23 protein-coding genes are annotated in these 26,932 nt (G+C 71.7%); 12 read left to right on the top strand and 11 right to left on the bottom strand.

Annotated features, from left to right (window positions below):
* The first annotated feature begins 1 nt into the window (after position 1).
* A complete protein-coding gene (locus AB0O15_RS42010) occupies positions 2-898 on the top strand; it encodes a cytochrome c biogenesis CcdA family protein (RefSeq protein ID WP_364331667.1) in 897 nt (298 codons plus the stop codon).
* Positions 899-904: 6 nt separating this feature from the next.
* Here AB0O15_RS42010 and AB0O15_RS42005 read toward each other — a convergent pair whose 3' ends face one another.
* Positions 905-1,237, bottom strand: coding sequence for a hypothetical protein (locus AB0O15_RS42005; protein ID WP_364331664.1), 333 nt, complete (start codon positions 1,235-1,237; stop codon positions 905-907).
* A gap of 10 nt (positions 1,238-1,247) precedes the next feature.
* A complete protein-coding gene (locus AB0O15_RS42000) occupies positions 1,248-1,799 on the bottom strand; it encodes a DUF427 domain-containing protein (protein ID WP_364331661.1) in 552 nt (183 codons plus the stop codon).
* Between the two features lie 329 nt (positions 1,800-2,128).
* On the opposite strand from AB0O15_RS42000, the gene AB0O15_RS41995 reads away from it, so the two are divergent.
* Positions 2,129-3,025 carry a MerR family transcriptional regulator gene (locus tag AB0O15_RS41995; protein WP_364331659.1) on the top strand — a complete coding sequence of 299 codons (897 nt, stop codon included), beginning with the start codon at positions 2,129-2,131 and terminating at the stop codon, positions 3,023-3,025.
* On the opposite strand, the gene AB0O15_RS41990 is transcribed toward AB0O15_RS41995, so the two are convergent.
* Both AB0O15_RS41990 and AB0O15_RS41985 read right to left on the bottom strand, forming a co-directional pair.
* On the bottom strand, positions 3,017-3,538 hold the full coding sequence (locus tag AB0O15_RS41990; protein ID WP_364331656.1) for a GNAT family protein: 522 nt from the start codon (positions 3,536-3,538) through the stop codon (positions 3,017-3,019). The two genes, AB0O15_RS41995 and AB0O15_RS41990, sit on opposite strands and share 9 nt — an antisense overlap.
* Positions 3,535-4,254 (bottom strand): protein phosphatase 2C domain-containing protein, encoded by a 720-nt coding sequence (locus AB0O15_RS41985; protein ID WP_364331653.1) that lies wholly within the window; start codon positions 4,252-4,254, stop codon positions 3,535-3,537. The genes AB0O15_RS41990 and AB0O15_RS41985 overlap by 4 nt, the downstream gene beginning before the upstream one ends.
* Before the next feature lie 66 nt (positions 4,255-4,320).
* Between AB0O15_RS41985 and AB0O15_RS41980 the strand changes: the two genes are divergently transcribed.
* The 6 genes from AB0O15_RS41980 to AB0O15_RS41955 all read left to right on the top strand — a co-directional run bounded on the left by AB0O15_RS41980 (position 4,321) and on the right by AB0O15_RS41955 (position 12,223).
* Positions 4,321-5,250: a LuxR C-terminal-related transcriptional regulator gene (locus AB0O15_RS41980; protein ID WP_364331650.1), complete on the top strand. Its 930-nt coding sequence runs from the start codon at positions 4,321-4,323 to the stop codon at positions 5,248-5,250.
* A gap of 69 nt (positions 5,251-5,319) precedes the next feature.
* The gene (locus AB0O15_RS41975) at positions 5,320-5,844 is read left to right on the top strand and encodes a PadR family transcriptional regulator (RefSeq protein ID WP_364331647.1); all 525 of its coding nucleotides are present in this window, start codon (positions 5,320-5,322) and stop codon (positions 5,842-5,844) included.
* On the top strand, positions 5,841-6,521 hold the full coding sequence (locus AB0O15_RS41970) for an ABC transporter ATP-binding protein (protein ID WP_364331645.1): 681 nt from the start codon (positions 5,841-5,843) through the stop codon (positions 6,519-6,521). Before AB0O15_RS41975 ends, AB0O15_RS41970 begins: the two co-directional genes overlap by 4 nt.
* The gene (locus AB0O15_RS41965; protein WP_364331642.1) at positions 6,518-8,671 is read left to right on the top strand and encodes an FtsX-like permease family protein; all 2,154 of its coding nucleotides are present in this window, start codon (positions 6,518-6,520) and stop codon (positions 8,669-8,671) included. Before AB0O15_RS41970 ends, AB0O15_RS41965 begins: the two co-directional genes overlap by 4 nt.
* Before the next feature lie 258 nt (positions 8,672-8,929).
* The gene (locus AB0O15_RS41960) at positions 8,930-11,398 is read left to right on the top strand and encodes a Tex family protein (protein WP_364331639.1); all 2,469 of its coding nucleotides are present in this window, start codon (positions 8,930-8,932) and stop codon (positions 11,396-11,398) included.
* Between the two features lie 201 nt (positions 11,399-11,599).
* Positions 11,600-12,223, top strand: coding sequence for a hypothetical protein (locus AB0O15_RS41955; protein ID WP_364331637.1), 624 nt, complete (start codon positions 11,600-11,602; stop codon positions 12,221-12,223).
* Here the strand turns inward: AB0O15_RS41955 and AB0O15_RS41950 are convergent.
* The 5 genes from AB0O15_RS41950 to AB0O15_RS41930 form a co-directional block, all read right to left on the bottom strand.
* Positions 12,213-12,896 (bottom strand): GNAT family N-acetyltransferase, encoded by a 684-nt coding sequence (locus AB0O15_RS41950; protein WP_364331634.1) that lies wholly within the window; start codon positions 12,894-12,896, stop codon positions 12,213-12,215. The genes AB0O15_RS41955 and AB0O15_RS41950 overlap by 11 nt on opposite strands.
* A gap of 64 nt (positions 12,897-12,960) precedes the next feature.
* Positions 12,961-15,069 carry a 1,4-alpha-glucan branching protein GlgB gene (gene glgB / locus AB0O15_RS41945; protein WP_364331830.1) on the bottom strand — a complete coding sequence of 703 codons (2,109 nt, stop codon included), beginning with the start codon at positions 15,067-15,069 and terminating at the stop codon, positions 12,961-12,963.
* Between the two features lie 69 nt (positions 15,070-15,138).
* Complete coding sequence (locus AB0O15_RS41940; protein WP_364331631.1) at positions 15,139-16,443, bottom strand: maltokinase; 1,305 nt, start codon at positions 16,441-16,443, stop codon at positions 15,139-15,141.
* Entirely contained in the window at positions 16,440-18,215 is a 1,776-nt protein-coding gene (gene treS, locus AB0O15_RS41935; RefSeq protein ID WP_364331629.1) for a maltose alpha-D-glucosyltransferase, read from the bottom strand. The genes AB0O15_RS41940 and treS overlap by 4 nt, the downstream gene beginning before the upstream one ends.
* 40 nt (positions 18,216-18,255) lie before the next feature.
* Entirely contained in the window at positions 18,256-20,223 is a 1,968-nt protein-coding gene (locus tag AB0O15_RS41930) for an alpha-1,4-glucan--maltose-1-phosphate maltosyltransferase (protein WP_364331626.1), read from the bottom strand.
* Between the two features lie 370 nt (positions 20,224-20,593).
* Between AB0O15_RS41930 and AB0O15_RS41925 the strand changes: the two genes are divergently transcribed.
* Positions 20,594-21,151: a hypothetical protein gene (locus tag AB0O15_RS41925; protein WP_364331623.1), complete on the top strand. Its 558-nt coding sequence runs from the start codon at positions 20,594-20,596 to the stop codon at positions 21,149-21,151.
* A gap of 35 nt (positions 21,152-21,186) precedes the next feature.
* On the opposite strand, the gene AB0O15_RS41920 is transcribed toward AB0O15_RS41925, so the two are convergent.
* Both AB0O15_RS41920 and ppgK read right to left on the bottom strand, forming a co-directional pair.
* A complete protein-coding gene (locus tag AB0O15_RS41920) occupies positions 21,187-21,651 on the bottom strand; it encodes a PPOX class F420-dependent oxidoreductase (RefSeq protein WP_364331621.1) in 465 nt (154 codons plus the stop codon).
* Between the two features lie 7 nt (positions 21,652-21,658).
* Complete coding sequence (ppgK, locus tag AB0O15_RS41915; protein ID WP_364331618.1) at positions 21,659-22,417, bottom strand: polyphosphate--glucose phosphotransferase; 759 nt, start codon at positions 22,415-22,417, stop codon at positions 21,659-21,661.
* A gap of 145 nt (positions 22,418-22,562) precedes the next feature.
* Between ppgK and AB0O15_RS41910 the strand changes: the two genes are divergently transcribed.
* The 3 genes from AB0O15_RS41910 to AB0O15_RS41900 form a co-directional block, all read left to right on the top strand.
* Positions 22,563-24,185 carry a S8 family serine peptidase gene (locus AB0O15_RS41910; RefSeq protein ID WP_364331615.1) on the top strand — a complete coding sequence of 541 codons (1,623 nt, stop codon included), beginning with the start codon at positions 22,563-22,565 and terminating at the stop codon, positions 24,183-24,185.
* On the top strand, positions 24,176-26,674 hold the full coding sequence (locus tag AB0O15_RS41905; RefSeq protein ID WP_364331827.1) for an EAL domain-containing protein: 2,499 nt from the start codon (positions 24,176-24,178) through the stop codon (positions 26,672-26,674). The genes AB0O15_RS41910 and AB0O15_RS41905 overlap by 10 nt, the downstream gene beginning before the upstream one ends.
* 103 nt (positions 26,675-26,777) lie before the next feature.
* Positions 26,778-26,932, top strand: a 155-nt coding sequence (locus tag AB0O15_RS41900; protein WP_364331824.1) for a sigma factor, incomplete at its 3' end; no start/stop codon positions are given.

The raw sequence follows: 26,932 nt of genomic DNA, 5'->3' as shown, positions 1-26,932 counted from the left end.
CATGCTGGCGCTGGCGATCACGGCCGGGATGCTGGGCGCGGTGAATCCCTGCGGGTTCGCCCTGCTGCCCGCGTACCTCTCGGTCCTGGTCGCCGGCGACCGCTCCGGCGGGCCGGTCGCGGCCGTCGGCCGTGCGCTGCGCTGCGCCCTCCTGCTGACCCTGGGGTACGTGCTGGTCTTCGGCGCGTTCGGCCTGGTGCTGACCCCGATCGAAGATCTGCTCCAGCCGCGGTTGCCCTGGCTGACCGTGGTGCTCGGCCTCGGGCTGGCGCTCGCCGGGGCCTGGTTGGTCACCGGGCGTGCCCTGCCCCGGCTGGGCGGCGGGTTGCGCGCGCCGCGGCTGACCGGCTCGGCGTGGTCCACGGTGGCCTTCGGCATGGCGTACGCCCTGGCCTCCCTCGGGTGCGCCGCGGGCCCGTTCCTGGCCATTGTGGTGGCCGGCACTCGAACCGGTTCACCCCTCGACGGCCTGAGCCTGTTCCTGGCCTACGGCGCCGGCATGGGCCTGGTCATCTCGGTCGCCGCGGTGGCGGTGGCCCTGCTCCGCGACTCGGTGATCGGCCGGATGCGACGCGTGTCGGCGCTGGCGCCCCGGATCAGCGGCGTCGTCCTCATCGTCACCGGTTGTTACGTGGCGTGGTACGGCGTCTACGAGCTGCGGGTGGTCGCCGACCGCAAGGCCGCCGGCGCCGACCCGGTGGTGACCGCGGCGGGCCGGGTGCAGGAGGCGATCGCCGGGTTCGTCGGCGGCGCCGGCGCCCTGTGGCTGCTCGCCGCCCTGGCGGTGCTGGCCACGGCCGCGGTCCTGGCCGCCCGCCGCCCCCGCCCGGTGGTAGCTCAGGGCGCCATTGGGGCGTCGGATACCGCCACCCGCCACCACTCTTCGAAGCCGGCGTGATTCTCTTCAGGTACGCCCGATCTGCGCCCGTTGCGCGTACGCCAGAGCCTCTTTGGCCAGCTCGAGCCACGGGACGTCGGAATCGGGAGCGAGCACGAACCACTCCCGCATCGGCGCGCCCCCGAGGCCGGCGAAATAGTCGCCGTAGCCGCGCGTGACCAGTTCGTCAACCAGATCGCGGGGCAGTTTCACGGCCAGGCTGGGCCCGCTGAGCATGGCGATCACCCGGCCCTCGTAGCGCAGCGCGGGGGAGTGGAAACGGCGCCCGCCCGCGGGTGGCGTGGCACCCAGGCCGGCCATCGCGGCGATCAGCTCGTCGAACCGATCCTCCGGATTCATGCCGCGAATGTTATCGCGGGGGCGGCCCTCCGCGGTCAGGTGAACGGCGTGTGTGGACGCTCCAGCCGCCGACCGTCCAGTACGATGTCGACCCGCTCCTGGTAGAACGACAAAGCCCGCGAATCCGCGGATTCTCGGCGATCGGCTCCGGATAGGACCAGGCCACATCGGGTACGGCCGGATGCGACCAGTAGCGCGCCACCCCCTTGTACGGGCACCGGGTCACCGTCTCGCTGGCCACGAGCAGGTCGGCCCGCACGTCGGCGAACGGCAGGTAGTAGCGCGTCGGCAGGTGGGTCTCGAAGAGCAGATACGGACGTGCGCTGTCCGCCACCTTGTCACCGCCGACGAACACCTCGACCCGCCGCGACGACGGCAGCACATCGACCCGGTGGTACGGGCTCCACGCGTGAACGAAGACCTGCTCGTCCTCCTCCCACCACTCCAGGGTGTCCCACGAAAAGGTGACATGACCCGTCAGCTCGGGAAAGGCATCCGAGCCCCAGGCCGAGGCGTCGGCCCGGCGGTCACCCGCGAGGACCGCCCGATCCGCGGTCACCACCCGCCGCAACCCCTCAATCCGGGTATTACGCCGACGATCTCCCCGGGTCAACCCACTACGCTGAACCACGAACGTCCTCCTCGATGGGTACTGGGACACCAAGCCCGCACATCCCACCAGGGAGGACGTTCCTGATCTCAACCCCCAAATCCTTCGAGGTCTTCCTACGCAGAATGAAGCGCGGCCGGCTCGTCATGGACGCGCCAGCGGCCAGAGCCGGTCGTGCGGCCTCGGCGGGAGCGACGGTCTGTGCCACCCACCCGGCTACGACATCAAGCTCTTGACTGTGAACTTGACTCTCCAGCGGCTGGAACGTTGAGGATCATCCCATGGACGACCTGCTCACCATTGGACAGCTCGCGCGCCTCAGCGGCCTCGACGTGCGCACCCTGCGCTTCTGGTCGGACGAGGGCGCGATCCCGCCGGCCGGGCGTTCGGCGGGCGGCTACCGGCTCTACGACGCCGCGGGGGTGGCCCGGGTCGAGCTGGTTCGCACGCTGCGGGAGCTCGGGCTCGGGCTGGGTGACGTGCGCCGGGTGCTCGACGGCACGACCACGGTGGCGGCGGTGGCCGAGACGCAGGTGGCGGCGCTCGACGCGAAGATCCGTTCGCTCAAGGTCAGCCGGGCGGTGTTGTCCACCGTTTCGAAACGTGGTTCCAGCGCGGAGGAGACAGCACTCATGAATCGGTTGGCGCGGCTTTCAGCGGCCGAACGTGTACAGATCATCGACGATTTCAAGGCGGAGGTGTTCGGCGGTCTCGACATTGATGCGGGTCAGCGTGACAAGCTGCGCGCGTTGCGGATCGACCTGCCCGACGATCCGACGCCCGAGCAGGTGGATGCCTGGATCGACCTGGCCGAGCTGGTTCAGGATCCGGGATTCCGGGCGCGGATGCGGCTCTTCCTGGAGCTGAGCACCCCGGTGCCCGGTCAGCCCAAGCCGCCGGGCGCGCGCATCTGGTGGGCCCGGCAGGTGGTCGAAACCGTGGCCGAGGCCCGGCGGGACGGGATCCACCCGGATGGGCCGGCCGCGGCCGAGCTGGTCGCGGACATGTTCAGGAACGATGATCTGGCCGCCGTGCTCGCCTGCCTGGAGGCGGGCATCGAGGCGGGCGCCGAACGGTACCGCCTGCTCGCCTCCCGGGTGCGTGGACAACGCAGCTGGCCCGACGCCACCGACGACCTTGACTGGCTGGCCACCGCGTTGCGTCATTTGTCACGCTGACCGGATGGGCAGCCAGTCGCGGGCCAGGAGGCCGAACAGCAGCTCGTCGGTCCACTCGTTCTTGTGCCAGGAGTGTTCGCGTCGCAGGCCCTCGCGGGTGAAGCCGGCCCGTTCCAGGAGGCGGGCCGACGCGGTGTTGCGGGCGTCGCACCCGGCCGACACGCGGTGCAGGCCGCGCACCCGGAACAGGTGCCCGAGCAGCCCGGTCACCGCCTCGGTGGCGTAGCCCCGGCCCTGCTCGGCCCGGGCCAGCGTGAAGCCGATCTCGGCCTGCATCAGGTTCTCGTGGGTGTTGACGCCGACGTCGCCGACGAGCACCCGGTCGGCGACGCGTTCGATCGCGTACTGGAACCAGCCGGGGATGTCGGGCTCGCCGTCGCCGAAGTAGGGCACCGGCGCCGTTGGCTCCCAGCTCTGGTAGCGGGCCACCGCCGGGTCGGCGCGGTAGGCGGCCAGAACCGGGGTGTCGGACGGGCGGAAGCGGCGCAGGACCAGCCGTTCCGTGGCGATCATGCGGGGCAGACGTCGGCGACGATCACGCTCACGTTGTCGGGGGCGCCGGCGTCCAGGGTGCGGCGGACCAGCTGCTCGGCGCAGGTCTTGCGGTCGGGCTCGTGCTTGAGGACCTCGGCGATCTGGTCGTCCTCCACGTAATCGGTCAGACCGTCACTGCACAGGAGGAAACGGTCGGCCGGCTGGATCGGGATCATCCGGCCGGCCGGGCGGAACGGGCCGCCCTGGACGGCCTGGGTGACCAGGGCGCGCTGCGGGTGGCGCCGAGCGTCGTCGGGCGAGAGGACGCCCTGGTCGACGAGCGCCTGGACGTAGGTGTCGTCCCTGGTCAGCTGGTTCATCTCGCCGTCGCGGAGCAGGTAGAGGCGGGAGTCGCCGACGTTCAGCGCGGCCACCCGGTCGCCGGCCAGCAGCATCGCCGTCACCGTCGTGCCCATGCCGTCGCGGGCGTCGTCGTCGGCCACCGCTTCCAGGATGCGCTGGTTCGCGGTCTCCACGGCGTCGATCACGTCCTGCAGCGGCTCGCCGCCGTCGGGGCGTTCGTCGACCACCGAGAGGGTCTTCACCAGGATGTCGCTGGCCAGTTCGCCGGCGGGCAGCCCGCCCATGCCGTCGGCGATCACGAGCAGCCGCCGGCCGACGAAGACCGCGTCCTCGTTGTTGTTCCGGACCAGCCCCTGATCGGAGGCGCCGACCGCGCGGATGACGAGCGTCATGTCTCCAAGCCTGCCAAACCCCGCCGTCCGCGTCTCTAGTACACGTTACGTAGGGTTGAGTATGTGATGCCGGTGCCGATGGTAGGACGCGACGCCGCTCTGCGCGAACTCAGGGAGGCCTGGGCACGCGTCAAGCGCACCGGCCGGCCCGTCCCCGCGGTGATCACCGGCCTGCCCGGCACCGGGAAGAGCACCCTCGCGGCGGCCGCCGCCCCGCCCGACGCGCTGATGGGCCGGGCCCGCCTGCACACCCCCGCGCCGTACGACTGGCTGGCCTCGGCGCTGACCGGCCACGACCTGGCCGGCCTGGACCTGCCCCGGGACGCCCTGCGCTGGCTGGCCCAGGACCCCGACCTGCCCCGCGAGCGCTACACCCCCGACGCCCTCCTGCGCATCGCCGTGGCCACCGTCCACGCCGTCGTCGCCGGCCGGCCCCGGGTGCTGGTCGTGGAAGACCTGCACGCCCTCGACCCGGCCAGCCTGAACCTGGTGGCCGAACTGGCCACGACCGACCTGCCGGCCCTCCTGCTGGTGACCAGCCAGCCCCCCGACGCCGCCGTATCCCCGCTGCTCACCGCCCGCACCCTGGCCTGCCTCTCCGGCGTGCCCGGCGCGTCCCGGCACCACCTCAACGCCCTCGACGCCACTCAGGTGGGTCAAATTCTTGATCACGTGTACGCCGACAGCACGCTTGCGCCCGACCTGGCCGACGCGGTCTGGCGCCGCACCGGAGGCAACCCCTACCGCCTGACCGAGCTCATCGCCGTGGAGGGCTCCGGCGGCCCGTCCGGCCTGGCCGGCCACCCCGCCGCCGCCGACCTGACCGCCCGCGAGCGCGAGGTATTGGGCCTGCTGGCCGAGGGGATGTCCAACAAGCAGATAGCCCGGGTCCTGGGCATCTCGGTCCGCACGGTCACCGTCCACGTGTCCAACTTGCTCCGCAAGACCGGCGCCGCCTCCCGCACCGAAGCCGCCCTGAAGGCCGTACGCGCCTGATCCCGGCCCAGCGAAGCCCCGCACCGAGGGTATATACGCGGTGTATACCTCCGGTGTATGGTCGCCGGCATGAGTGTTCCCCTCACCCTCCTCGGCCTGCTCGATCGAGAGCCCAGCCATGGGTACGACCTCAAGCGCGCCTACGACACCTACTTCGGCCGGGGCAAGCCGCTACCGTTCGGGCAGGTCTACTCGACGCTGAGCCGGCTGGCCCGGGACGGCAAGGTGGTGATCAGCGAGGTCGGCCCGGGCGTCGGGCCGGACCGCAAGCAGTACGTCATCACCGACGTCGGCGCGACCGATGTGGACCAGTGGCTGACCCAGGCGGTCGAGCCGGAGCCCCACCTGCAGAGCCTGCTGTTCACCAAGGTGGCGCTGGCGCTGATGCTGGACCGCCCGGCCGAGGAATACCTGGACACCCAGCGCCGCGCCCACCTGCAGCGGATGCGCGAGCTGACCGAGATCAAGCGGGCCGGTGGGCTCGTCGACGTGATGCTCGCCGATCACGGCCTCTATCACCTCGAGGCTGACCTGCGCTGGATCGAGGCGACCAGCGCCCGGCTCGACGCGCTGCGGAAGGTGGTCCGGCCGTGACGATCGCGGTGGAAGCACGTGAGATGGTGTTCTCGTTCGGGGCGACCCCGGCGCTGCGCGGGGCGAGCATCTCCGTCGAGCAGGGCGAGATCCTCGCCATCATGGGCCCGAGCGGGTCCGGCAAGTCGACGCTGCTGCACTGCCTGGCCGGGATCCTCGTGCCCGGCTCGGGCGAGGTGTGGTCCGGCGGCGAGCGGGTCGACACCATGTCCGAGGCCCGGCGCAGCGTGCTGCGCCGGGAACGCTTCGGGTTCGTGTTCCAGTTCGGGCAGCTGGTGCCCGAGCTGACCGTGGTCGAGAACGTGGCGTTGCCCCTGCTGCTGGCCGGCGTGAAACGGGCCGAGGCGCTGCGCCGGGCGGGCGGCTGGTTCGCGCGGCTCGGCCTCGAGGGCCTGGAGCAGCGCCGGTCCGGTGAGCTCTCCGGCGGTCAGGCGCAGCGGGTCGCGCTGGCGCGGGGGCTGGTGGCCGAGCCGCGGGTGCTGTTCGCCGACGAGCCGACCGGCGCGCTCGACTCACTCACCGGCGAGCAGGTGATGGACCTGATGGTGGGCACGGCCCGGGAGCAGGGTACGACGGTCGTCCTGGTCACCCACGAGGCGCGGGTCGCCGCGTACGCCGATCGCGAGGTCATCGTGCGCGACGGTCACGTGATCGCGGCCGACCGGATCGCCTCATGATCCGCTTCGGTGTCCGCCTCGCCGTCTCCGGCGGTCGCGAGGCCCTCACCCGCCTGGTCGTCATCGCGCTCGCCGTCGCCGTCGGCGCCGGCCTGCTGCTGGTCACGCTGGCCGGCGTCAACGCGGTCAACTCCCAGCTCACCCGGTACGCCGCGCTCTACCCGACGCAGCCGGCGGGCGACGTGGCGGAACCGCTGTGGTGGTCGACCCGCGAGGACTTCCACGACGGCGAGCTGATCACCCGGGTCGACGTCGCCGCCACCGGCCCCGGCTCACCGACCCCGGCCGGCATCCCGGTGACACCGCGGCCGGGACAGTTCTACGCCTCACCGGCGCTGGCCCGGCTCCTGGCCACGGCGCCGCCCGGCCAACTGGGCGACCGTTACCCGGGCCAGAACCTCGGCGTCATCGGCAACGACACGCTGGCGTCACCGGACTCGTTGCTCGTCATCGTCGGTGGCACTCCGGACCAGGTCGCCAAGCTGCCGCACGCCCGGCGGCTGGCCACCGTCGGCGACCAGCCGCCCGCCCTGCCCGAGACCGTCGTCGACCTGATCCTCGGCGTCATCGCCGGCGGCCTGCTGTTCCCGGTGCTCATCTTCATCGGCACCGCCACCCGCCTCAGCGCCGCGCGCCGGGAGCAACGGTTCGCGGCGATGCAGCTCGTCGGCGCCACGCCACGGCAGATCTCGGTGATCGCGGCGACCGAGGCGGCCCTCGCCGCGGTGGCCGGCGTGGTCCTCGGCTTCGCGTTGTTCTACGCGTTCCGCGGCCGGCTCGCCGGCATCCCGTTCACCGGCGACCCGTTCTTCCCCTCGGACATGTCCCTGCGCCCGCTGGACGTGCTGGTGGTCGCGATCGGGGTGCCGGCCGGCGCGGCGCTGGCGGCGTGGGTCTCGCTGACCCGCGTACGGATCTCTCCGCTCGGCGTCACCCGGCGGGTCACCCCGCGCCCGCCGCGGGCTTGGCGCCTGACCCCGCTGGTGCTCGGGATCGCCCTGCTGACCTTCGCGATCGGCCGCAAGCCGGAGACCTCGGGCGGGCAGACCGCCATCTTCCTGCCCGGCCTCCTGCTCGTCATGACCGGCCTGCTGCTGGCCGGGCCGTGGCTCACCATGGCCGGCGCCCGCCTGATGGCCCGGCGGGCCCGCCACCCCGCCACGCTCATCGCCGCCCGGCGCCTCGCCGACAACCCGAAGGCCGGCTTCCGCGCGATCAGCGGCATCATGCTCGCCCTGTTCGTGACCAGCGTCGCCGTCGGCGTGATCACCACGATCGTCGCGGAGCGCGGCCCGGCCCGGCGCGGCTCGACCGACGCCGCCACCCTGTCCACCGCCTTCTACGAGGAACCACCCACCGTCCCGGACACCCTGATGGCGGAGCTTCGCGCGATCCCCGGCGTGCGGACCGTCACGAAGATCCACTCCAACCCGGTGCAGGGCGGCGAGGCCGGCGTGATCGCCTGCGCCGACATCCCGGCGGTGTACGGGCGGTGCGCGGCCGGCACCGACGTGGCCGTCGTGGCGGGCAACTTCATTCCCTGGCGCGAGTCGGCCTCCGCCACCCGTGTCTGGCCCGCCGCGCCGCTCACCTCGGCCGCGGTGGCGAAGCTGCCGGTGGTGTCCATCGTGGTCGGCACGGATGGTTCGGCCGCCCCACGCGAACGGGCGCGCACCGTGCTCTCGCTCGCGTTCCCGGACTTCTGGGTGGCCGCGAACGCCCCCGGCGAGTTCGAGTCGACCCTCACCGACCAGCTGAGCGGCTGGAAGCAACTGGCCGACGTCATCATCATCGCCAGCCTCGGGCTGGCCGGGTGCAGCCTCGCGGTGAGCGTGGCCGGCGGCCTGACCGAGCGGAAGCGCCCGTTCAGCCTGCTGCGCCTGAGCGGCGTGCCGGTCAGCGTGCTGCGCCGGGTGGTGGCCCTGGAGAGCGTCGTGCCGATGCTGACCGTGGCCGTGGTGGCGATCGGCATGGGCTTCCTGGCGGCCCAGCTCTTCCTCCGCGCCCAGATGGACTACACGCTGATCGCCCCCGACGCCGAGTACTACGTCATCGTGGTGGTCGGCCTGGCGGCCTGCCTGGGCATCATCGCCTCCACGCTGCCCCTGCTCGAACGCATGACCGGCCCGGAAACCGCCCGCAGCGAGTGACCGGTCGCGATCGGGAAGCGTGGTCAGCCACGCGACGGCGCGCAAGGCCGGGGGGCCGCGTCAGCGGCGGGCGTGACCACTCACTCACGTTGCAGGGAGGGCGGCCGCGGAAGCGGAGCGTGCGGCCGCCCGGACCGACCTCGGCGGGAGCAGCGGTCTGCACCACCCACCCCGCTACGACCGGCACTTGATCTTGATCTTGGGTGTGGGGGGCGGGGCGGCGCGACAACGCATACCCGCCTAAGCGACAATCCCACCGTGACGACCAGTATTCATCAGCGCATCGCTACAGAGCTCGGGGTTCGGGAGAACCAGGTGGTCGCGGCGGTCGACCTGCTTGACGGGGGCGCCACCGTGCCGTTCATCGCCCGGTACCGCAAGGAGGTCACCGGGACCCTGGACGACCAGCAGCTGCGCACCCTCGAGGAGCGGCTCGGCTACCTGCGTGAGCTGGAGGAACGGCGCGCGGCGATTCTCGAGTCGATCCGGTCGCAGGGCAAGCTGGACGACGCGCTCGAGGCGCAGATCCTCGAGGCCGACACCAAGGCGCGGCTCGAGGACATCTACCTGCCGTACAAGCCCAAGCGCCGCACCCGCGCCCAGATCGCCCGTGAGGCGGGGCTGGAGCCGCTGGCCGAGCTGCTGATCGGCGACCCGAACCGGAACCCGCCGGACGAGGCGGCCGCGTTCGTCGACGCCGACAAGGGGGTGGCCGACGCGCAGGCCGCGCTGGACGGCGCCCGGGCGATCCTGATCGAGCGGTTCGCCGAGGACGCCGACCTGATCGGTGAGCTGCGGGAACGTATGTGGACGCGGGGGCGGCTGGCGGCCAAGGTTCGTGCGGGCAGGGAGACCGAGGGCGCCAAGTTCAGCGACTACTTCGACTTCGCCGAGCCGTTCCCGAAGCTGCCGTCGCACCGGATCCTCGCCATGTTCCGCGGCGAGAAGGAGGAGGTCCTCGACCTCACCATGGACCCGGCGGCTTCGCCCGAGGAGGAGGACCGCTCGTACGAGGCCTCCATCGCGGGCCGCAACGGGATCGTCGACCAGGGCCGGCCGGGCGACAAGTGGCTGGCCGACACGGTGCGCTGGGCCTGGCGTACGCGCATCCTCATCCACCTGGGCGCCGACCTGCGCGTCCGGCTGTGGCAGGCGGCCGAGGACGAGGCCGTCCGCATCTTCGCGTCGAACCTGCGTGACCTGCTGCTCGCCGCGCCGGCCGGCACCCGCGCCACGATGGGCCTCGACCCGGGCTTCCGCACCGGCGTGAAGGTGGCCGTGGTCGACGGGACCGGCAAGTGCGTGGCGACGTCCACGATCTACCCGCACGTGCCGCAGAACAAATGGGACGCCTCGCTGGCGATCCTGGCCAAGCTGGCCAAGGAACACCACGTCGACCTGATCGCCATCGGCAACGGCACCGCCTCCCGCGAGACCGACCGGCTGGCCGCCGACCTGATCAAGCTCCAGCCCGACCTGAAGCTCACCAAGATCGTGGTGTCCGAGGCGGGCGCGTCGGTCTACTCGGCCAGCGCGTACGCGTCCCAGGAACTGCCCGGCATGGACGTCTCCCTGCGCGGCGCGGTGTCGATCGCCCGCCGCCTGCAGGACCCGCTGGCCGAACTGGTCAAGATCGACCCGCGCTCGATCGGCGTCGGGCAGTACCAGCACGACCTGTCCGAGGTGAAGCTGTCCCGCTCGCTGGACGCGGTGGTCGAAGACTGTGTGAACGCGGTCGGTGTGGACGTGAACACCGCGTCGGCGCCGCTGCTCACCCGGGTCTCCGGCATCGGCGCCGGCCTGGCCGAGAACATCGTGCTGCACCGCGACACCAACGGGCGCTTCCGCTCCCGGGACGACCTGCGGAAGGTGGCCCGGCTCGGCCCGAAGGCGTTCGAGCAGTGCGCCGGCTTCCTGCGCATCCCCGACGGCGACGACCCGCTGGACTCGTCGTCGGTGCACCCCGAGTCGTACCCGGTGGTCCGCACGATCCTCCAGTCGGCCGGCACCGACATGAAGACGCTGATCGGCAACGGGTCGCTGCTGCGCGGCATCAAGCCCACCGACTTCGTCACCGACACGGTCGGCCTGCCGACGATCACCGACATCCTCAAGGAGCTGGAGAAGCCGGGCCGCGACCCGCGCCCGCAGTTCGTCACGGCCACGTTCGCCGAGGGCGTCGAGAAGATCGCCGACCTGAGGCCGGGCATGATCCTGGAGGGCGTGGTCACGAACGTGGCCGCGTTCGGGGCGTTCGTCGACGTCGGCGTCCACCAGGACGGGCTGGTCCACGTTTCGGCGCTGTCCGACACGTTCGTCAAGGATCCCCGCGAGGTGGTCAAATCGGGCGATGTGGTGAAGGTTCGGGTGGTCGAGGTGGATGAGGCGCGCAAGCGGATCTCGCTCACCATGCGCCTCCAGGACAAGCCGGCACAGCGCGAGGGCGGCGGTGGCGGTGGCGGTGGCGGTGGCGGTCAGCGCGCTCCACGCGAGGGCGGCGGTCAAGGCGGCCAGCGCGGCGGCCCGGGGGGTCAGCGGGGGCCCCGCGAGGGCGGCGGTCAAGGCGGCCAGCGCGGTCAAGGCGGTCAGCGCGGCGGTCAGCGTCAGGGCGGCCAGGGCGGTCAGCGCGGCGGTCAGGGCGGCCAAGGTGGTCAGCGTCAAGGTGGGCAGCCGGTGAACAGCGAGATGGCGGAAGCCTTGCGCCGCGCGGGGCTGGCCAAGGACTAAAGGCAAGGTCAAGAGCTGGATGTCGTGCCTCGGTGGGTGGCGCCGACCGTCGCTCCCGCCGAGGCCGCACGACCGGCTCTGGCCGCTGGCGCGTCCATGACGAGCCGGCCGCGCTTCATTCTGCGTGAGTGGTCACCCCGAAACCACGGAACCGAACCGGTCCCGGTGTGGTCGAACGGCCACCGAGGATCGGAGGACCACATGATCGGCCGGCTCACGTCCCTGTTCGCCGCGACCCTGCTGCTGGCCGCGGGCTGCACCAGCCCCGGGGCGGACGACAATCCCGAGGCGGGTGACCGGCCCGGGGTGAGCAGTCCGCCCGCGCCCCCGGCGGGCAATCAGCCGTCCGGAGCGCCGGGGGTGAAGGCGCGGCCCGAGGGGCTTCCGGTCGATCGGCCGCTGTGGAAGGGCTGCCCGCCTCCACCCGAGCCCGCCCTGCGCCTCGTTGACGGATCGGACGCCCTGAAGCTGCCGAAGCTGGACGACACGTTCCGGCCGGTGTCCGCGAGGGTCTGCACGATCGGCTCCCAGAAGCGGGCCAACGGCGGCTACGACCGGGTGGCGATCGAGCAGAGCGTCACCGACCTCAGCACCCTGCTCCCGGCCCTGCGGCTGCCGGACGAGAAGCCGACCGACGGGCGGCTCTGCACCTTGGAGGGGCACGAGGTGCCGTGGATGGTCCTCCTGGACGAGCAGGGGCGTTATGTTCGCCCGGGTGTTCCGGTCGACGCCTGCCGCAAGCCGCGCCCCGAGTTCGAGGCCACGGTTCGCAAGCTCCACTCGACCACCGTGACGACGAGGTTCCTCGGGAAGCTCACTGACTGAGGTCGTGCAGCTGAAGGTCGCCGCGGCAGGAGTCGAGCAGGGACTGGAGGTCGGTGTCGTCGGGGCGGGGCGGGCCCTCCTGGCGGGCGAAGTAGCGGCTCAGGAAGGCCTCGACCGCGTCGCCCCGGATGGTGTCCGGTGTCGGGCGCACCGAGTCGTCGGCCTCGACCAGGAGCAGCAGCAGGTGGGGGAGGCGGCCCTGGCCGGGCATCAGCTCGGGCAGGAAGTAGCGCAGCGGCAGGCGGCGGGCGCCGAACCCGGCGTACAGCCGCAGCCGCGCATCCCCGTCGCCGTAGTCGGCCACGCCACCGTGGAACCCGGGGTCCTCGGCCTCGGCGTAGACCACGTGAGGGCGCAACTCCGTTCGCCACCGCGGCGCCGCCACCTGGATGAGCTGCCGGCCGATGCCACGGCCGCGCAGGTCGGGGCGTACCGCGAAATAGCAGAGCAGCGCCGCGCGGATGTCGGCGTACCACTCCAGGAAGAGCGACCCCACCTCGTCGCCGGACGGATCGACCGCGACCGCCCCGCGCAGCGATCCCGCCGCCAGCGCCGAGGCCAGCCGTTCCACCGGCTCGCGCTCGGCCGGCGCGAAACTGGGCGCGATCACCTTGTCGTAGAGACGGGTCAACTGCGAGGGATCGGACCGTTCATCGATCAACCGGACCTGCATCGGCCCGACTCTACAGTGGAGATGATCACCACAGGGCCCCGCTAAAGGGGCCGGGAAGAAGCTCTCAGCCCTCGAAGTGCAGCCAGACGGCGCCCAGCGGCGGCACCCGGAGGGACGCGCTGGCGTTCATGCCGTGCCAGGGGACCTCCTCGGCGTGGACCTCGCCCAGGTTGCCGACCCCGGAGCCGCCGTAGAGCGTACTGTCGGTGTTGATCACCTCGCGCCACACGCCGGGCCGGGGCAGGCCGATGCGGTAGCCCTCGTGCGGGACGGCGGCGAAGTTGACGATCGCCGCCAGCATGTCGCCGCTCGGGGAGAAGCGCAGGAACGAGAACGTGTTGTGCTGGCTGTCCTCGGACGTGATCCAGCGGAACCCGCTCGGCGACGTGTCCTGCGTCCACAGGGCCGGCACCCGCTTGTAGACGGCGTTCAGGTCTTGCACCAGCCGCCGGACCCCACCGCCGCGGGACGGGTCGGCGAGCAGGTCCCAGTTCAGCCCGCGCTCCTCGCTCCACTCCTGCTCGTCACCCATCTCGGCGCCCATGAAGACGAGCTGCTTGCCGGTGAACGACCACATGAAGCCGAGCATGGCCCGGGTGTTGGCCAGCTTCTGCCACTGGTCGCCGGGCATCTTGCCGGTCAGCGAGCCCTTGCCGTGCACCACCTCGTCGTGGCTGATCGGCAGTATGTAGTTCTCGCTCCAGGCGTACACGGTGGCGAAGGTCATCTGGTGGTGGTGCCACTGCCGGTAGATCGGCTCCTTCTCCATGTAGGACAAGGTGTCGTTCATCCAGCCCATGTTCCACTTGAAGCCGAAGCCGAGGCCGCCCAGGTGGGTGGGGCGGGTGACGCCGGGCCAGGCGGTGGACTCCTCGGCGACGGTGATCACGCCGGGGTTGTTCTTGTAGACGGTCGCGTTCATCTCCTGCAGGAAGCTGATCGCGTCGAGGTTCTCGCGGCCGCCGTACTGGTTGGGCGTCCACTCGCCGTCCTTGCGCGAGTAGTCCAGGTAGAGCATCGAGGCGACCGCGTCGACCCGCAGGCCGTCGGCGTGGAACTCCTCGCACCAGTAGACCGCGTTGGCCACCAGGAAGTTGCGGACCTCCTTGCGGCCGAAGTCGAAGACGTACGTGCCCCAGTCGGGGTGCTCGCCGCGCCGCCAGTCGCCGTGCTCGTACAGCGGGCTGCCGTCGAACCGGGCCAGCGCCCACTCGTCCTTGGGGAAGTGGGCGGGCACCCAGTCGAGGATCACGCCGATGCCGGCCTGGTGCAGCTTGTCGACCAGGTGGCGGAACTCGTCGGGCGTGCCGAACCGGGACGTGGGCGCGAAGTAGCCGGTGACCTGGTAGCCCCACGAGCCGCCGAACGGGTGCTCCATCACCGGCATCAGCTCGACGTGCGTGAAGCCCATCTCGACCACGTACTCGGTGAGCTGGTCGGCGAGCTCGGTGTAGGACAGGCCGGGCCGCCACGAGCCGAGGTGCACCTCGTACGCGCTCATCGGCTCCTGGTGCCACTGCCGGGTGGCGCGCTCGGACATCCACTCGGTGTCGGCCCACTCGTAGGTCGACTCCCAGACGACCGACGCGGTGGCCGGCGGCACCTCGGTGTGCTGGGCCAGCGGGTCGGCGTGCTCACGCCAGACACCGTCGCGGCCGAGGATCTTGTACTTGTACTTGGTGCCGGACCGCGCGTTCGGCACGTACAGCTCCCAGACACCGCTGGAGCCGAGCGACCGCATCGGCCACCCGTCGTACGGCCCCCACCCGGCGAAGTCACCGACCACCTGCACGCCCCGCGCGCCCGGCGCCCACACCGCGAACCCCACGCCGGCGTCGCGCGGCTGCGCGCCGAGCACCTTCCACAGCTTCTCGTGCCGGCCCTCGCCGATCAGGTGCAGGTCGAGCTCGCCCAGCGTGGGCAGGTGGCGGTACGGATCGTCGTGCTCCTGGCCGTCCACCTCGACCCGGTAGTCGAGCACCGTGCCGGGCACCTCGGCGGCGAAGATGCCGTCCGGGTGCACCGGGACCATCGGCGTCCGCTCGCCGCCGGTCACCAGCGTGACCTCCTTGGCGCCCTTGCGCAGCGTACGGATCACGGTGTTGCCGCCCGCCGGGTGCGCGCCCAGGATCGCGTGCGGGTCGTGGGTGTCCCCGGCGATCACCGCGTTCATCGCGCGCGGGTCGGCGGCGGTGGACGGCGTGCTCGGCTGCAGGGTCATGACTCTCCTTAAAGGGGCGGTTCAGCCGACCAGCCGCGCGATGGAGCGCAACGGGATGCGCACCCATCCAGGGCGGTGGCGGGATTCGTACGCGGCCTCGTACGCGGCCTTGTCGAGTTCGTAGGCGGTGAGCAACGGTCCCTGCGCGCGCGGATCCGCACCGCTGGCCGCGGCGTACCCGTCGCAGAACGCGGCGCGGTTGCGTGCCACCCACTCCTTGGCCCGGGCGGCCAGACCTTCGTCGTCGCCGTTGTTCTCGACCAGCAGCTGGTAGGCGGCGTACTCGAACGAGCGCAGCACGCCGGCCACGTCGCGCAGCGGGGAGTCGGGGGCGCGGCGCTCGTCCAGGGGCTGGCCCGGCTCGCCCTCGAAGTCGATCAGCAGCCAGGCCGCGGGCGTACGCAGAACCTGCCCGAGGTGAAGATCGCCGTGCACGCGCTGCACGGTGACGTGCTCACCGGTCAGCTTGCGGAACCGCTCCTCGATGGCCGGCGCGGCCGAGCGCAGGTCGGGGACGGCCGCGACGTTGGCGCTCAGCCGGGCCAGCAGCGTCTCGACCGGGAAGGGCAGCTCGCTGGTGCCGAGCTCGGCGGCGAGCGTGGCGTGCACCGACGCGACCGCCTCGCCGAGCCGGTAGGACTCGCCCTGGAAGTCGCCGCCGACCTCGTCGGCGTGCAGTTCGGCGTCTTCGGCGAACAGGTCGCGGGCGCTGGCCGTGGCCATCGCCCAGCCTTCGGCCGAGTTGGACGCGTACGCGGTGACCATGCCGAGCGGCGCGTCACCGGCGTCGAACGAGCCCAGCAGCGCCGCGACGTGGGGGTTGCCGGCCCGGGCGAGGACCCGGTTGAGCTCGACATCGGGGTTGATGCCCCGCTGCACCCGCCGGAAGATCTTGAGGATGGCCCGCTCCTCGAAGATCACGCTGGTGTTGCTCTGTTCCGCGTCGAAGACCCGCGGCCAGGCGTCGACCGGCAGCGTCACGCCGGGCTCGGGCTGGAAGGTGATGTCGCCGACGGTCTGGCCCGAGGAGATCAGCGACAGCAGGTACTGCGCGGCCGAGGGGTCGTAGAGCGCGTCGTAGCCGGTGCGCTCGCCGTCGGAGCCGATGGTGGCGACCGCGCTGTATTCCACGATCGGGCCCACGGCCCAGGACACCAGCACCTGGTAGAGGTCCGAGCTGCCGTCGGCGTACCGGGTGTCGATCAGCACGAGGTCGAGGTCGTCGCGCAATGCGGTGGTCGAGGCCGGCTCGGCCGACACCAGGGTCCGGCCGCGGCCCGCGTACCAGCGCTGTTCCGGCAACCACTCGGCGTAGGGCAGCGTCATTGCTTCTCCTCCGACCCGCAGAGCTGGAACCAGTAGAAGCCGTGCCCCGGGAGCGTCAGGAGATATGGCAGGTGCCCGATGCGGGGGAAGTTGACGTGCCCGGTCAGCTCCACCGGGGTGTATCCGGCCCAGTGCTGCAGATTCAGTTCGATGGGTTGCGGGAACCGGGACAGGTTGTTCACGCAGAGCACCACATCGTCCCCGTCCTCGCGCAGGAACGCCAGCACCGAGGGGTTCGACCCGCCGAGCTCACGGAAGGTGCCGGTGGCGAACGCGTCGTGCCGGCGGCGGACCGCGAGCATGGTCCGCGTCCAGTTCAGCAGGGAGGTCGAGCTGTCCCGCTGGGCCTCCACGTTGACCGCCTGGTAGCCGTACACCGGGTCCTGGTTGGCCGGAAGATACAGCCGTCCGGGGTTGGCGGTGGAGAACCCGGCGTTGCGGTCCGGGGTCCACTGCATCGGGGTGCGTACCCCGTCGCGGTCACCGAGCCAGATGTTGTCGCCCATCCCGATCTCGTCGCCGTAGTAGAGGACCGGCGACCCGGGCAGGGCCAGCAGCAGCGCGGTGAACAGCTCGATCTGGTTGCGGTCGTTCTCGAGCAGCGGGGCCAGCCGGCGTCGGATGCCGACGTTGGCCTTCATCCGCGGGTCCTTGGCGTACTCCGAGTACATGTAGTCGCGTTCCTCGTCGGTGACCATCTCGAGGGTGAGCTCGTCGTGGTTGCGGAGGAAGATGCCCCACTGCGCCATGTCGGGGATGGCCGGCGTCTGGGCCATGATCTCCGAGATCGGGAAGCGGGACTCGCGGCGGACCGCCATGAAGATGCGTGGCATCAGCGGGAAGTGGAACGCCATGTGGCACTCGTCGCCGCCGGTCTTGGCGTCGCCGAAGTACTCGACCACGTCGGCCGGCCACTGGTTGGCCTCGGCCAGCAGCACCCGGCCCGGGAACTCGTCGTCGATCACCTTGCGGCAGTGCTTGAGGAAGGCGTGCGTCTCGGGCAGGTTCTCGCCGTTGGTGCCCTCCCGCTCGAACAGGTACGGCACGGCGTCCAGCCGGAACCCGTCGATGCCCAGATCGAGCCAGAACCGCAGCACGTCGAGCATGGCGTTCTGCACGTCGGGGTTGTCGTAGTTCAGGTCGGGCTGGTGCGAGAAGAACCGGTGCCAGTAGAACTGCCGGCGGATCGGGTCGAAGGTCCAGTTGGACTCCTCGGTGTCCACGAAGATGACCCGGGCGTCCTGGTATTTGTCCGACGTGTCGGACCAGACGTAGTAGTCGCCGTACGGCCCGTCGGGGTCGCGCCGCGACTCCTGGAACCACGCGTGCTGGTCGGAGGTGTGGTTCATGACCAGGTCGGTGATCACCCGGATGCCGCGCTTGTGGGCCGCGTCGAGCAGCGCCACGAAGTCTTCCACCGTGCCGAACTCGGGCAGCACCCGGTAGAAGTCGCTGATGTCGTACCCGCCGTCGCGCAGCGGCGACTGGTAGAACGGCGGCAGCCACAGGCAGTCGACCCCGAGCCACTGGAGGTAGTCCAGTCGCTCGATGAGCCCGCGCAGGTCACCGGAGCCGTCCGAGCTGGAGTCGTAGAACGCCCGGACCAGCACCTCGTAGAACACCGCGCGCTTGAACCAGGTCCGGTCGGCCGGAAGGACGCGCGCGTGCTCGAAGTCGTCCGCGTTCGGGTGTTCGACCACGCCGTCCTCGACGTGGCTGCCATCGCTCGGATCGTGGTCCGCGATCGGGCCCAGGTCTTCCGTCAGGTCCATTGTTGCTCCACCTACCCCAACCGCTGAATCTCAACCGAAACTAGTCGCGCCGGTGCACGACGAAGACGTGGGCGGGCTCGACGTAAGGGTCGATCCGGACCGCGTTGTGCTGCCCCCACTCGTAGGACGCGCCGGAGATCTGGTCGGTCACCTCGAACCGGTCGTGCCAGTCCAGGCCCAGCTCGGGCATGTCCAGCACGGTGTTGCCCCACTGCACGTTCGTCGAGTCGAACGAGCAGATGACCAGGACGGTGTTGCCGGTCTCCTCGTCGCGCTTGGAGAAACACAGCAGGGAGTCGTTGTCGACCTCGTGGAAGCGCAGGTTGCGCAGCCGCCGCAGTGCCGGGTTCTGGTGCCGGATCTGGTTGAGCCGGGTGATGAACGGCGCCAGCGACCGGCCGGCCCGCTCGGCGGCGGCGTAGTCGCGCGGCTTGAGCTCGAACTTCTCGTTGTCGATGTTCTCCTCGGCGCCGGGCCGGGGCACGTGCTCGAACAGCTCCAACCCTGAGTACATGCCCCATGACGGAGAGAGCATGCTGGCCAGCACGGTACGAATCTTGAACATCGGCGGGCCGCCGGTCTGCAGGTGCGGCGGCAGGATGTCGGGCGTGTTGGGCCAGAAGTTGGGCCGCATCCAGTCGATCGACGCGAGCAGCTCCTGCATGTACTGCTTCATCTCCCAGGCGGTGGTCCGCCAGGTGAAGTAGGTGTACGACTGCGTGAAGCCGATCTTGCCGAGCCCGTTCATCATGGCCGGCCGGGTGAACGCCTCGGCCAGGAACAGCACGTCCGGTTCCTCGTCCTTGACCTTGGCGATCAGCCACTGCCAGAAGTTCAGCGCCTTGGTGTGCGGGTTGTCGACCCGGAAGATCCGGATGCCCTGGTGGACCCAGTGCATGACCACGCGGTGCACCTCGTCGCGCAGGCCCCGGTAGTCGTTGTCCCAGTTCAGCGGGTAGATGTCCTGGTACTTCTTGGGCGGGTTCTCGGCGTACGCGATGGTGCCGTCGGCGCGCGTGGTGAACCACTCGGGGTTGGTCTTGAGCCACGGGTGGTCGGGCGCCGCCTGCAGCGCCAGGTCCATCGCGATCTCCAGGCCGTGGTCGTGCGCCTCCTGGATGAAGTCGCGGAAGTCGTCCAGGGTGCCCAGCTCGGGGTGGACCGCGTCGTGGCCGCCCTCGTCCGAGCCGATCGCCCACGGCGAGCCGACGTCTTCGGGCCGGGCGACCAGGGTGTTGTTGCGGCCCTTGCGGTTGATCCTCCCGATCGGGTGGATCGGCGGCAGGTAGACGACGTCGAAGCCCATCGCGGCGACGGCGGGCAGCCGCTTCGCCGCGGTCTTGAACGTGCCGTGCTTGATCGGGGTGGCGTCCGGGCCGATCTCGGCGCCCTCGGAGCGGGGGAAGAACTCGTACCACGACGAGAACAGCGCGCGCTCACGATCGACCCACATCGCGTACGACCGGGTGGTGGTGACCAGCTGGCGGACCGGGTGGTCCCAGAGCAGCGTCTCGAGGTCGAGCGCGGGGGAGACCCGGGAGAACAGCGACCGCTGGTCGTCACGGAGCGCGGCGGCCGCCTCGCGGACCAGCTCCTGGTCGTGCTCGGGCACGATCTTCACGGCCAGGTCGAGTACGTCGGCGCCCTCGGCCAGGTCGTTGGCGAGGTCTTCGACGCCCTGCCCGGCGCCGATCTTCTTGACCACGAAGTTGCGCCAGGTCAGGTACGGGTCGTCCCACGCCTCGACCGTGAAGGTCCAGCGGCCGACCGCGTCGGGCTTGATCACCGCGTGCCACTCGTCGAGGCCGGGCGTGCCCGGCCGCATGCGGGTGAACGGCTCGTTGTGCCGGCCCGGGCCCTGCCACACCACGTTCAGGCCGAGCGCGTGGTGCCCTTCGCGGTAGGACACCGCGGAGACCGGGACGAGCTCGCCCACCACTGCCTTGGCGGGGTAGCGGCCGCAGGAAACGGACGGGGTGACGTCCTCGATCGGAAAGCGTCCGGTCATGATCTCCACCGTAATCAGAATGGCCGTGACGGATGCGGGGGTTAACAGGAACTTCTCCGTAGTGGAGCGTTCGCAAACAGACCGCCCGCGACAGTCTCAACCTACCGGAGGGCGGTCACGCGGGCTCATCGAGGAGGGGCTTCGCGCCGATGGCGAAACCCTCCTATTCCGGGCCGGCGACCAATGGGCCGATCCGCCGCCGGGCCGGGCCGCGGCTCGACCAGGCCCGAGGCGGTCTCGGCGGCCACCGTTGCGCTCCGGTTGCCTTGCGGTGCCATCGAGGTGACCCTGCTCAAGCCCGGGCCCGCCCCGCCGAGTGGTGAGTCATGACGCGGGCCGGTCCCGGCGCGCGCCGACGAGGGGATCACCCGTGTCCGGAGCCTCCAGCGACCTGTCGCCGGTGATCGCGGCGAGCGCCCACTGGCTGGCCCGTGCGTACCCGCCGGCCGCCTCCGACGGTCCCGCGCACGCCCGCGCCGAGCACCAGGCCCGCCAGGCGGCCACCGTCGCGGCGTGGCTGCGCTACCCGACCGTCATCGACGCCGCGCTGGTCGCGATCGCCGGGCCGGGCGGCTCAGCGCTGCTCGACTGGCGGGCCGGCTCCGAACCGGAGGACGATTTCGCCGCCGACGAGGGCTGGCGGACCTGGGTCGACGAGGTCGTGGTGAGCTGGGCCGCCTGCCTGCTGGCCGACCCCATGCTGGCCCGGCGCGCGGTCGACGCCGTGGTCGCCGCCATGCCGGTGCCCGAGGGCCGGCCACGCCCGCACGCCCGCCGCGGCGGCGAGTTCCGCAAGCTGATCAGCCCCGACGACAAGGACCGGGAGGCCACCGTGCTGATGCGCCACCCGGACCTGCTCGAGCCGGTCGCCGACATGCACCGCGACGACCTCTACTACCTGCTCGGCGTCGAGGCCAAGGTCGCGTAGAGCTACACCAGTGGTAGCTCAGCACTGGCTGGTTGTCAGCCGGCCAGGCGGGCCGGGAAGCCGCCGGTCGCGATCGGGCCCCAGGCGTCGATCGTGACCCGGATGAGCGACTTGCCCTGGTCCCGCATCGCCTGGCGGTACTCGTCCCAATCGGGGTGCTCGCCGGAGATCACCCGGAAGTACTCGACCAGCGGCTCGACCGAGTCGGGCAGGTCGATCACCTCGGCCGTCCCGTCGACCTGGACCCAGGCGCCGCCGAAGTCGTCGGACAGCACGCAGACCGAGACCTGGGCGTTGCGCCGGACGTTCATCGCCTTGGCCCGCTCGGGGTAGGTCGAGATCACGATCCGGCCCTCGGTGTCCAGCCCACAGGTGTTCGGAGAGGACTGCGGCCGCCCGTCGCGGCGGGTGGTCATCAGGATCGCGTGGTGCCGCGGCCGGATGAAGTCTTCCAGCTCGGCCCGCGAGACCTTGGTGTTCGTGGCGGCGGTGCGTGGCATGTGGTGCTCAGCTCCTTGTCGGTACCGGGGTGGCGGCCAGCTGGGCGGTCACCGCCGCGCCGATGATGCCGGCGTTGTTCAGCAGAGTCGCGGGCACGAGCGGCGTCTTGATGTCGATCAGCGGGAAGAACTTGTCGGACTTCTTGGAGACGCCGCCGCCGATCACGAACAGCCGCGGCGACAGCAGCATCTCCACGTGCCGCAGGTAGGTCTGCACCCGGCCGGCCCACCGCTCCCAGCTCAGGTCCTCGACCTCGCGGGCCCGGTCGGCCGCGCGCGCCTCGGCGTCGAAGCCCTCCAGCTCGAGGTGGCCGAACTCGGTGTTCGGGATCAGCGTGCCGTCCAGGAACAGCGCGCTGCCGATGCCGGTGCCGAAGGTCAGCATCATGATCAGCCCGCGCTGGCCGCGGCCGGCGCCGAAGGCCACCTCGGCCACGCCGGCGGCGTCGGCGTCGTTCAGCACCGTCGTGGGCGCGCCCAGCCGGTCGGCGAACAGCTGCGCGGCGGGCGCGTCGAGCCAGGACTTGTCGACGTTGGCCGCGGTCTTGGTCACGCCGTCGACGACCACGCCGGGGAAGGTGATGCCGACCCGCTCGTACCCCGGGAACCGGTCGGCCACCTCGGCGACCGCGTCGATCACGGCGCTGACGTCGGACGGCTGCGGGGTGGGCACCCGGTGCCGTTCCTCGAGCAGTTCTCCGGCAACCGTGTCGACCGGTGCGCCCTTCACGCCCGAGCCGCCGATGTCGATGCCGAGGATGGCCATGTCTGTCCCGTCTGCCGTGCGGATTGTCGCTGATGCTGTGTACCACGACCGGACGCCCGGCAATCACGCGGGCGCATTTCGGTTCAGTCCCGCCGACACCCGCCGATCAGGGACCCCGCACAGTATCGACGGCGTGAGGAGACCCATGCGGGCCCGACCCCTAGGAACAGCCGCCACCGGCGGTCTCGCCGTGGCCCTGGCGCTCGGTGCCGGAGTGGCCACCGGGCCGGTCGGGGTGGCGAACGCCGCCGCCGCGACCGGCGCGGCGGCGGCTCCGGTCCGGCTGATGTCCGGCGAAGGCTGGCTCAACCAGGTCGGCAGCACCCTGCTCGCGCCGGTGATCCGCGGCGCCGGCGGCGACAAGGCGGACAAGGCCGACCCGGACGTCGGCAGCGGGCCGGCCGGCGTCAAGCTGACCGGCGCGGGCGTCGGCGTGGCGCTGATCGACTCCGGGGTCTCCCCGGTGCCCGGCCTGAACGCGCCGGGCAAGGTGATCAAGGGGCCCGACCTGTCGTTCGAGTCGCAGGCGCCGAACCTGCGACACCTGGACACGTACGGTCATGGCACCCACATGGCCGGCATCATCGCCGGCAGCGACCCGGCGAGCGCGCCCGGCGCCACCCGCTTCGCCGGCGTCGCCCCCGGCGCCCACCTGGTCAGTCTCAAGGTCGCGTCGGCCGACGGCGCCAGCGACGTCTCGCAGGTGATCGCCGCGATCGACTGGGTCGTCGCGCACCGCGACGACAAGGGCATGAACATCCGGGTGCTGAACCTGTCCTTCGGCACCGGGTCGACCCAGTCGACGGCCCTGGACCCGCTGGCCTTCGCGGTGGAGAACGCCTGGAGCAAGGGCATCGTGGTGGTCGTCTCGGCCGGCAACGACGGCTTCGCCGCGAACAGCCTGACCATGCCGGCCGCCGACCCGGACGTGATCGCGGTGGGCGCCGCCGACGCCAGGGGCACCGAGGCCCGGGCCGACGACGTGGTCGCCGACTTCAGCAACCGCGGCAACGCCGGCCGGCACGCCGACGTGCTCGCCTCCGGCCGCTCGGTGGTCTCGCTGCGGGTGCCCGGCTCGTACGTCGACCGGACCTACCCGGCCGCGCGGCTGAGCACCACCGCCGACCCGGCCCAGCGGTTCATCCGCGGCAGCGGCACCTCGCAGGCCGCCGCAGTCGTCTCCGGCGCCGTGGCCCTGCTCCTCCAGCAGCGCCCCAACCTCTCCCCGGACCAGGTCAAGCGTCTCCTGATGGCCACGGCCAAGCCGATCACCGGCGCCGACGCGTACGCCGGCGGCAACGGCCAGATCGACGTCGCGGCCGCCGCGGTGACGAAGAAGCCGTCCAGCGCCCCGCAGGTCAACGTGGCCGCCACCGGGCTCGGCTCGCTCGAGCGGTCGCGCGGCGGCGTGCACGTCTACGACCCGGCCAACGACGTGGAGCTCAGCGGCGAGAGGGACATCTTCGGCCGGGCCTGGGTCGCGCCGACCTGGGCGCTCGCCTCGAAGACCCAGAACAGCTGGCGGGACGGCTCGTTCAACGGCACCCGGTGGACCGGCGGCGCGTTCGGCACGGACGTGTCCGGGCAGCGTACGTGGTCGTCGGTGGCCTGGACCGGGCGCTCCTGGGCCGGGTCGACCTGGGCCGGCCGCTCGTGGGCCGACGCGCAGTGGAACGGCCGGAGCTGGGCCGGCCGGTCGTGGGCCGGCCGGTCGTGGGCCGGCCGGAGCTGGGCCTCGGCGGACTGGTCGGGAGCGCCATGGCAGTAGGCAGCCCGTCGTTCCGGGTCGGCGCGCTCACGGCCGTGATGGCCGTGGCCGCCGCCGCGGTGACGGCTGTCCTCGCCCGGGGCGGCGTGACCGCGCCGATCCTGCCGGGCGGGGCGTGGTGGCTGCTCGTGCTGAGCGCGCTCTTCGCGGTGACCGAGGGCTTCACGGTCTACCTACGCGTAAGGCGGGGCGCGCACGCGATCAACCTGAGCGAGTTCCCGATGGTCCTGGGCCTGCTCGCCTTCGACCCGGTCACGGTGATCGTGACCCGGGCCCTGGCCGGCGGGCTGGGGCTGCGGCTGCTCCGCCGGCAGCGCGGCGCCAAGCTGGCGTTCAACGTGGCGCTGCTGGCCGTGCAGGCGGCCGTGGCGGTGCTGGTGTTCGCCGCGGTCGCCCCGCACGCCCTCGCCGACGGCCTCGACCTGCGGAGCTGGCTGGGCGCGTACGCCGCGATGGTGATCGCCGACGTGGTGGCGGCGGTGCTGCTCACCGCCGTGATCGCCATGCACGACGACCCGGGGGAGTGGCGCCGGCTGCCGGCCGCGCTGCGCAGCGTCTGGATGGTCGCCGTGACCACCACGACCGCGTTGGTCAGCTATTCCGCGGCGATCGACGACCGGTGGGCGCTGGCGCTGGTCGCGGTGGTCGCGGTGGTGCTGTTCCTGGCCTACCGGGCGTACGACCGGCTGGGCCAGGGCAACGCCGAGGTGCAGCAGCTGTACGCGTTCACCAGCGCCCTGGACAGCGCCCGCGGGGTCGACGACCTGCTCGGCGAGGTCCTCGGGCTGCTCCGCGACGTGCTGCGGGCGGAGAACGCCGAGCTGGTCGTGCCGAACGAGGACGGCGTGCTGCGGCATCACGCGTTGCGCGGGCCGGCCACCACGACGGTGACCGAGCTGGGCTGGCCGGCCGACGACGCCTGGCTGCGGCCGGCCCTGACCGCCGGGGAACCGGTGCTGGCCGACCAGGGGATGGCGGTTCCGATCGGACCGGTCGGCGAGCGCGCCGTGCTCGTGGTCTCCGGCAGCATGTCGGACAGCGACCCGTTCGGCCCCGAGCGGCTCACCCTGTTCCGGGCGCTGGCCAACCACGCCTCGGCCGCGCTGGGCCGCGCCGACCTGGTCGACCGGCTGCGCCGCGAGGTCGAGGAGAAGCAGCACCTGTCGCTGCACGACCCGCTGTCCGGCCTGCCCAACCGGCGCTACTTCCAGCGGCTGCTGGACGAGGCCCTGACCGAGGCGCGGGCGGACGGCGCCGGCGTGGCCGTCATGCTGCTCGACCTGGACCGGTTCAAGGAGATCAACGACGCGCTCGGCCACGACACCGGCGACCGGCTGCTCCGCGAGGTCGGCGACCGGCTGAGCGCGCACCTGGCCGGCCGCGGGGTGGTGGCCCGGCTCGGCGGCGACGAGTTCGCCGTGCTGCTGCCCACCTCGGGCAGCGCCGAGGCGGCCGTGGCGGCGGCCGCCGAGCTCGGCGCCGTGGTCGAGCGCGGCGTCCGGATGGACCCGGTCACGGTCACCGCCCGGGCCAGCATCGGGCTCGCGCTGGCGCCGCAGCACGGCGACGACGCGCAGACCCTGATCCGGCAGGCCGACGTGGCCATGTACGCGGCCAAGGACAACCACAGCGGCCCGCGCGTCTACGACCCCGGCGCGGACCGGCACAGCGCCGAGCGGCTGGCCCTGATCACCGACCTGCGCGACGCGATCGAGCGCCGCGACCTGGTGGTGGCCTTCCAGCCCAAGGTCGAGCCGCGCACCGGCCGGGTGATCGGCGCCGAGGCGCTGGCCCGCTGGCACCACCCGAAGCTGGGCCCGATCGCGCCGGACGTCTTCGTGCCGCTGGCCGAGCACAGCGGCCTGATCCGCCCGCTCACCCTGCACGTGCTCGAGCTGGCCCTGCGCCGCCGGGCCGGCTGGGCACGCCAGGGCCACGACCTGGACGTGGCGGTGAACCTCTCGCCGAACAGCCTGCTCGACGCCGAGCTGCCGGAGACGGTGGCGCTGCTGCTGGCGCAGACCGGCAACCCGCCGCACCGGCTCACGCTGGAGATCACCGAGGGCACGATCCTGACCGACCCGGCGGGCAGCTCGGCCACCATCGAAAGGCTGCACGCGCTGGGCGTGAAGCTCTCCATCGACGACTTCGGGACCGGTTACTCGTCGCTGGGCCGGCTCCGTCAGCTGCCCATCCACGAGGTCAAGATCGACAAGTCGTTCGTGCAGCGCAGCGCCACCGACCACCGGGACCGCGCGGTGGTCCGCTCGGCGGTGCAGCTCGGGCACGCCCTGGACCTCCAGGTGGTCGCCGAGGGGGTGGAGGACCAGGAGACGTACGCGTACCTCGCGACCGAGGGGTGCGACGTCGTCCAGGGCTATCTGCTGTCCCGTCCGCTACCTCCGGATCAGTTCCTCGACTGGGTGATTAGTCACGGAACGTCACTCATACTTTCGGCTGGTCAGGACTCGACCGACCGGCTAGCGTAGGAAGTCTGAACGGTCGCCGCGTGCGAGCACGGCTCTCTGCTCGCTGATGGAGGACCACCCCATGATCACCGTACGTGAGGAACCAGCCCAGCTTTTAGCGGTCATGGTGGCCGCACCGGCGGGCCCGGAGCGGGCCGCTGCTCGAGACCGGGCGATCGAGGCGTGGCTGCCGCTGGCCCGCCACCTCGCCCACCGCTACTCCGGCCGCGGCGAGCCCACCGACGACCTCATCCAGACCGCCAACGTCGGCCTGATCAA

Source organism: Actinoplanes sp. NPDC089786, assembly GCF_040684855.1.
GTDB lineage: Bacteria > Actinomycetota > Actinomycetes > Mycobacteriales > Micromonosporaceae > Actinoplanes.
Note: the sequence above shows the minus strand (reverse complement) of the source record. Positions and strands in the feature narration are given on the sequence as shown.

Coding starts and splice junctions, on each gene's coding strand:
- ppgK (WP_364331618.1), bottom strand. CDS start 22,417: ATGGCCATCCTCGGCATCGACATCGGCGGCTCGGGCGTGAAGGGCGCA.
- AB0O15_RS41995 (WP_364331659.1), top strand. CDS start 2,129: ATGGACGACCTGCTCACCATTGGACAGCTCGCGCGCCTCAGCGGCCTC.
- treS (WP_364331629.1), bottom strand. CDS start 18,215: ATGGACCTGACGGAAGACCTGGGCCCGATCGCGGACCACGATCCGAGC.
- AB0O15_RS41965 (WP_364331642.1), top strand. CDS start 6,518: ATGATCCGCTTCGGTGTCCGCCTCGCCGTCTCCGGCGGTCGCGAGGCC.
- AB0O15_RS41920 (WP_364331621.1), bottom strand. CDS start 21,651: ATGCCACGCACCGCCGCCACGAACACCAAGGTCTCGCGGGCCGAGCTG.
- AB0O15_RS41905 (WP_364331827.1), top strand. CDS start 24,176: ATGGCAGTAGGCAGCCCGTCGTTCCGGGTCGGCGCGCTCACGGCCGTG.
- AB0O15_RS42010 (WP_364331667.1), top strand. CDS start 2: ATGCTGGCGCTGGCGATCACGGCCGGGATGCTGGGCGCGGTGAATCCC.
- AB0O15_RS41990 (WP_364331656.1), bottom strand. CDS start 3,538: ATGATCGCCACGGAACGGCTGGTCCTGCGCCGCTTCCGCCCGTCCGAC.
- AB0O15_RS41985 (WP_364331653.1), bottom strand. CDS start 4,254: ATGACGCTCGTCATCCGCGCGGTCGGCGCCTCCGATCAGGGGCTGGTC.
- AB0O15_RS42005 (WP_364331664.1), bottom strand. CDS start 1,237: ATGAATCCGGAGGATCGGTTCGACGAGCTGATCGCCGCGATGGCCGGC.
- AB0O15_RS41930 (WP_364331626.1), bottom strand. CDS start 20,223: ATGACCGGACGCTTTCCGATCGAGGACGTCACCCCGTCCGTTTCCTGC.
- AB0O15_RS41980 (WP_364331650.1), top strand. CDS start 4,321: ATGCCGGTGCCGATGGTAGGACGCGACGCCGCTCTGCGCGAACTCAGG.
- AB0O15_RS41910 (WP_364331615.1), top strand. CDS start 22,563: ATGCGGGCCCGACCCCTAGGAACAGCCGCCACCGGCGGTCTCGCCGTG.
- AB0O15_RS41955 (WP_364331637.1), top strand. CDS start 11,600: ATGATCGGCCGGCTCACGTCCCTGTTCGCCGCGACCCTGCTGCTGGCC.
- AB0O15_RS41940 (WP_364331631.1), bottom strand. CDS start 16,443: ATGACGCTGCCCTACGCCGAGTGGTTGCCGGAACAGCGCTGGTACGCG.
- AB0O15_RS41950 (WP_364331634.1), bottom strand. CDS start 12,896: ATGCAGGTCCGGTTGATCGATGAACGGTCCGATCCCTCGCAGTTGACC.
- glgB (WP_364331830.1), bottom strand. CDS start 15,069: ATGAACGCGGTGATCGCCGGGGACACCCACGACCCGCACGCGATCCTG.
- AB0O15_RS41975 (WP_364331647.1), top strand. CDS start 5,320: ATGAGTGTTCCCCTCACCCTCCTCGGCCTGCTCGATCGAGAGCCCAGC.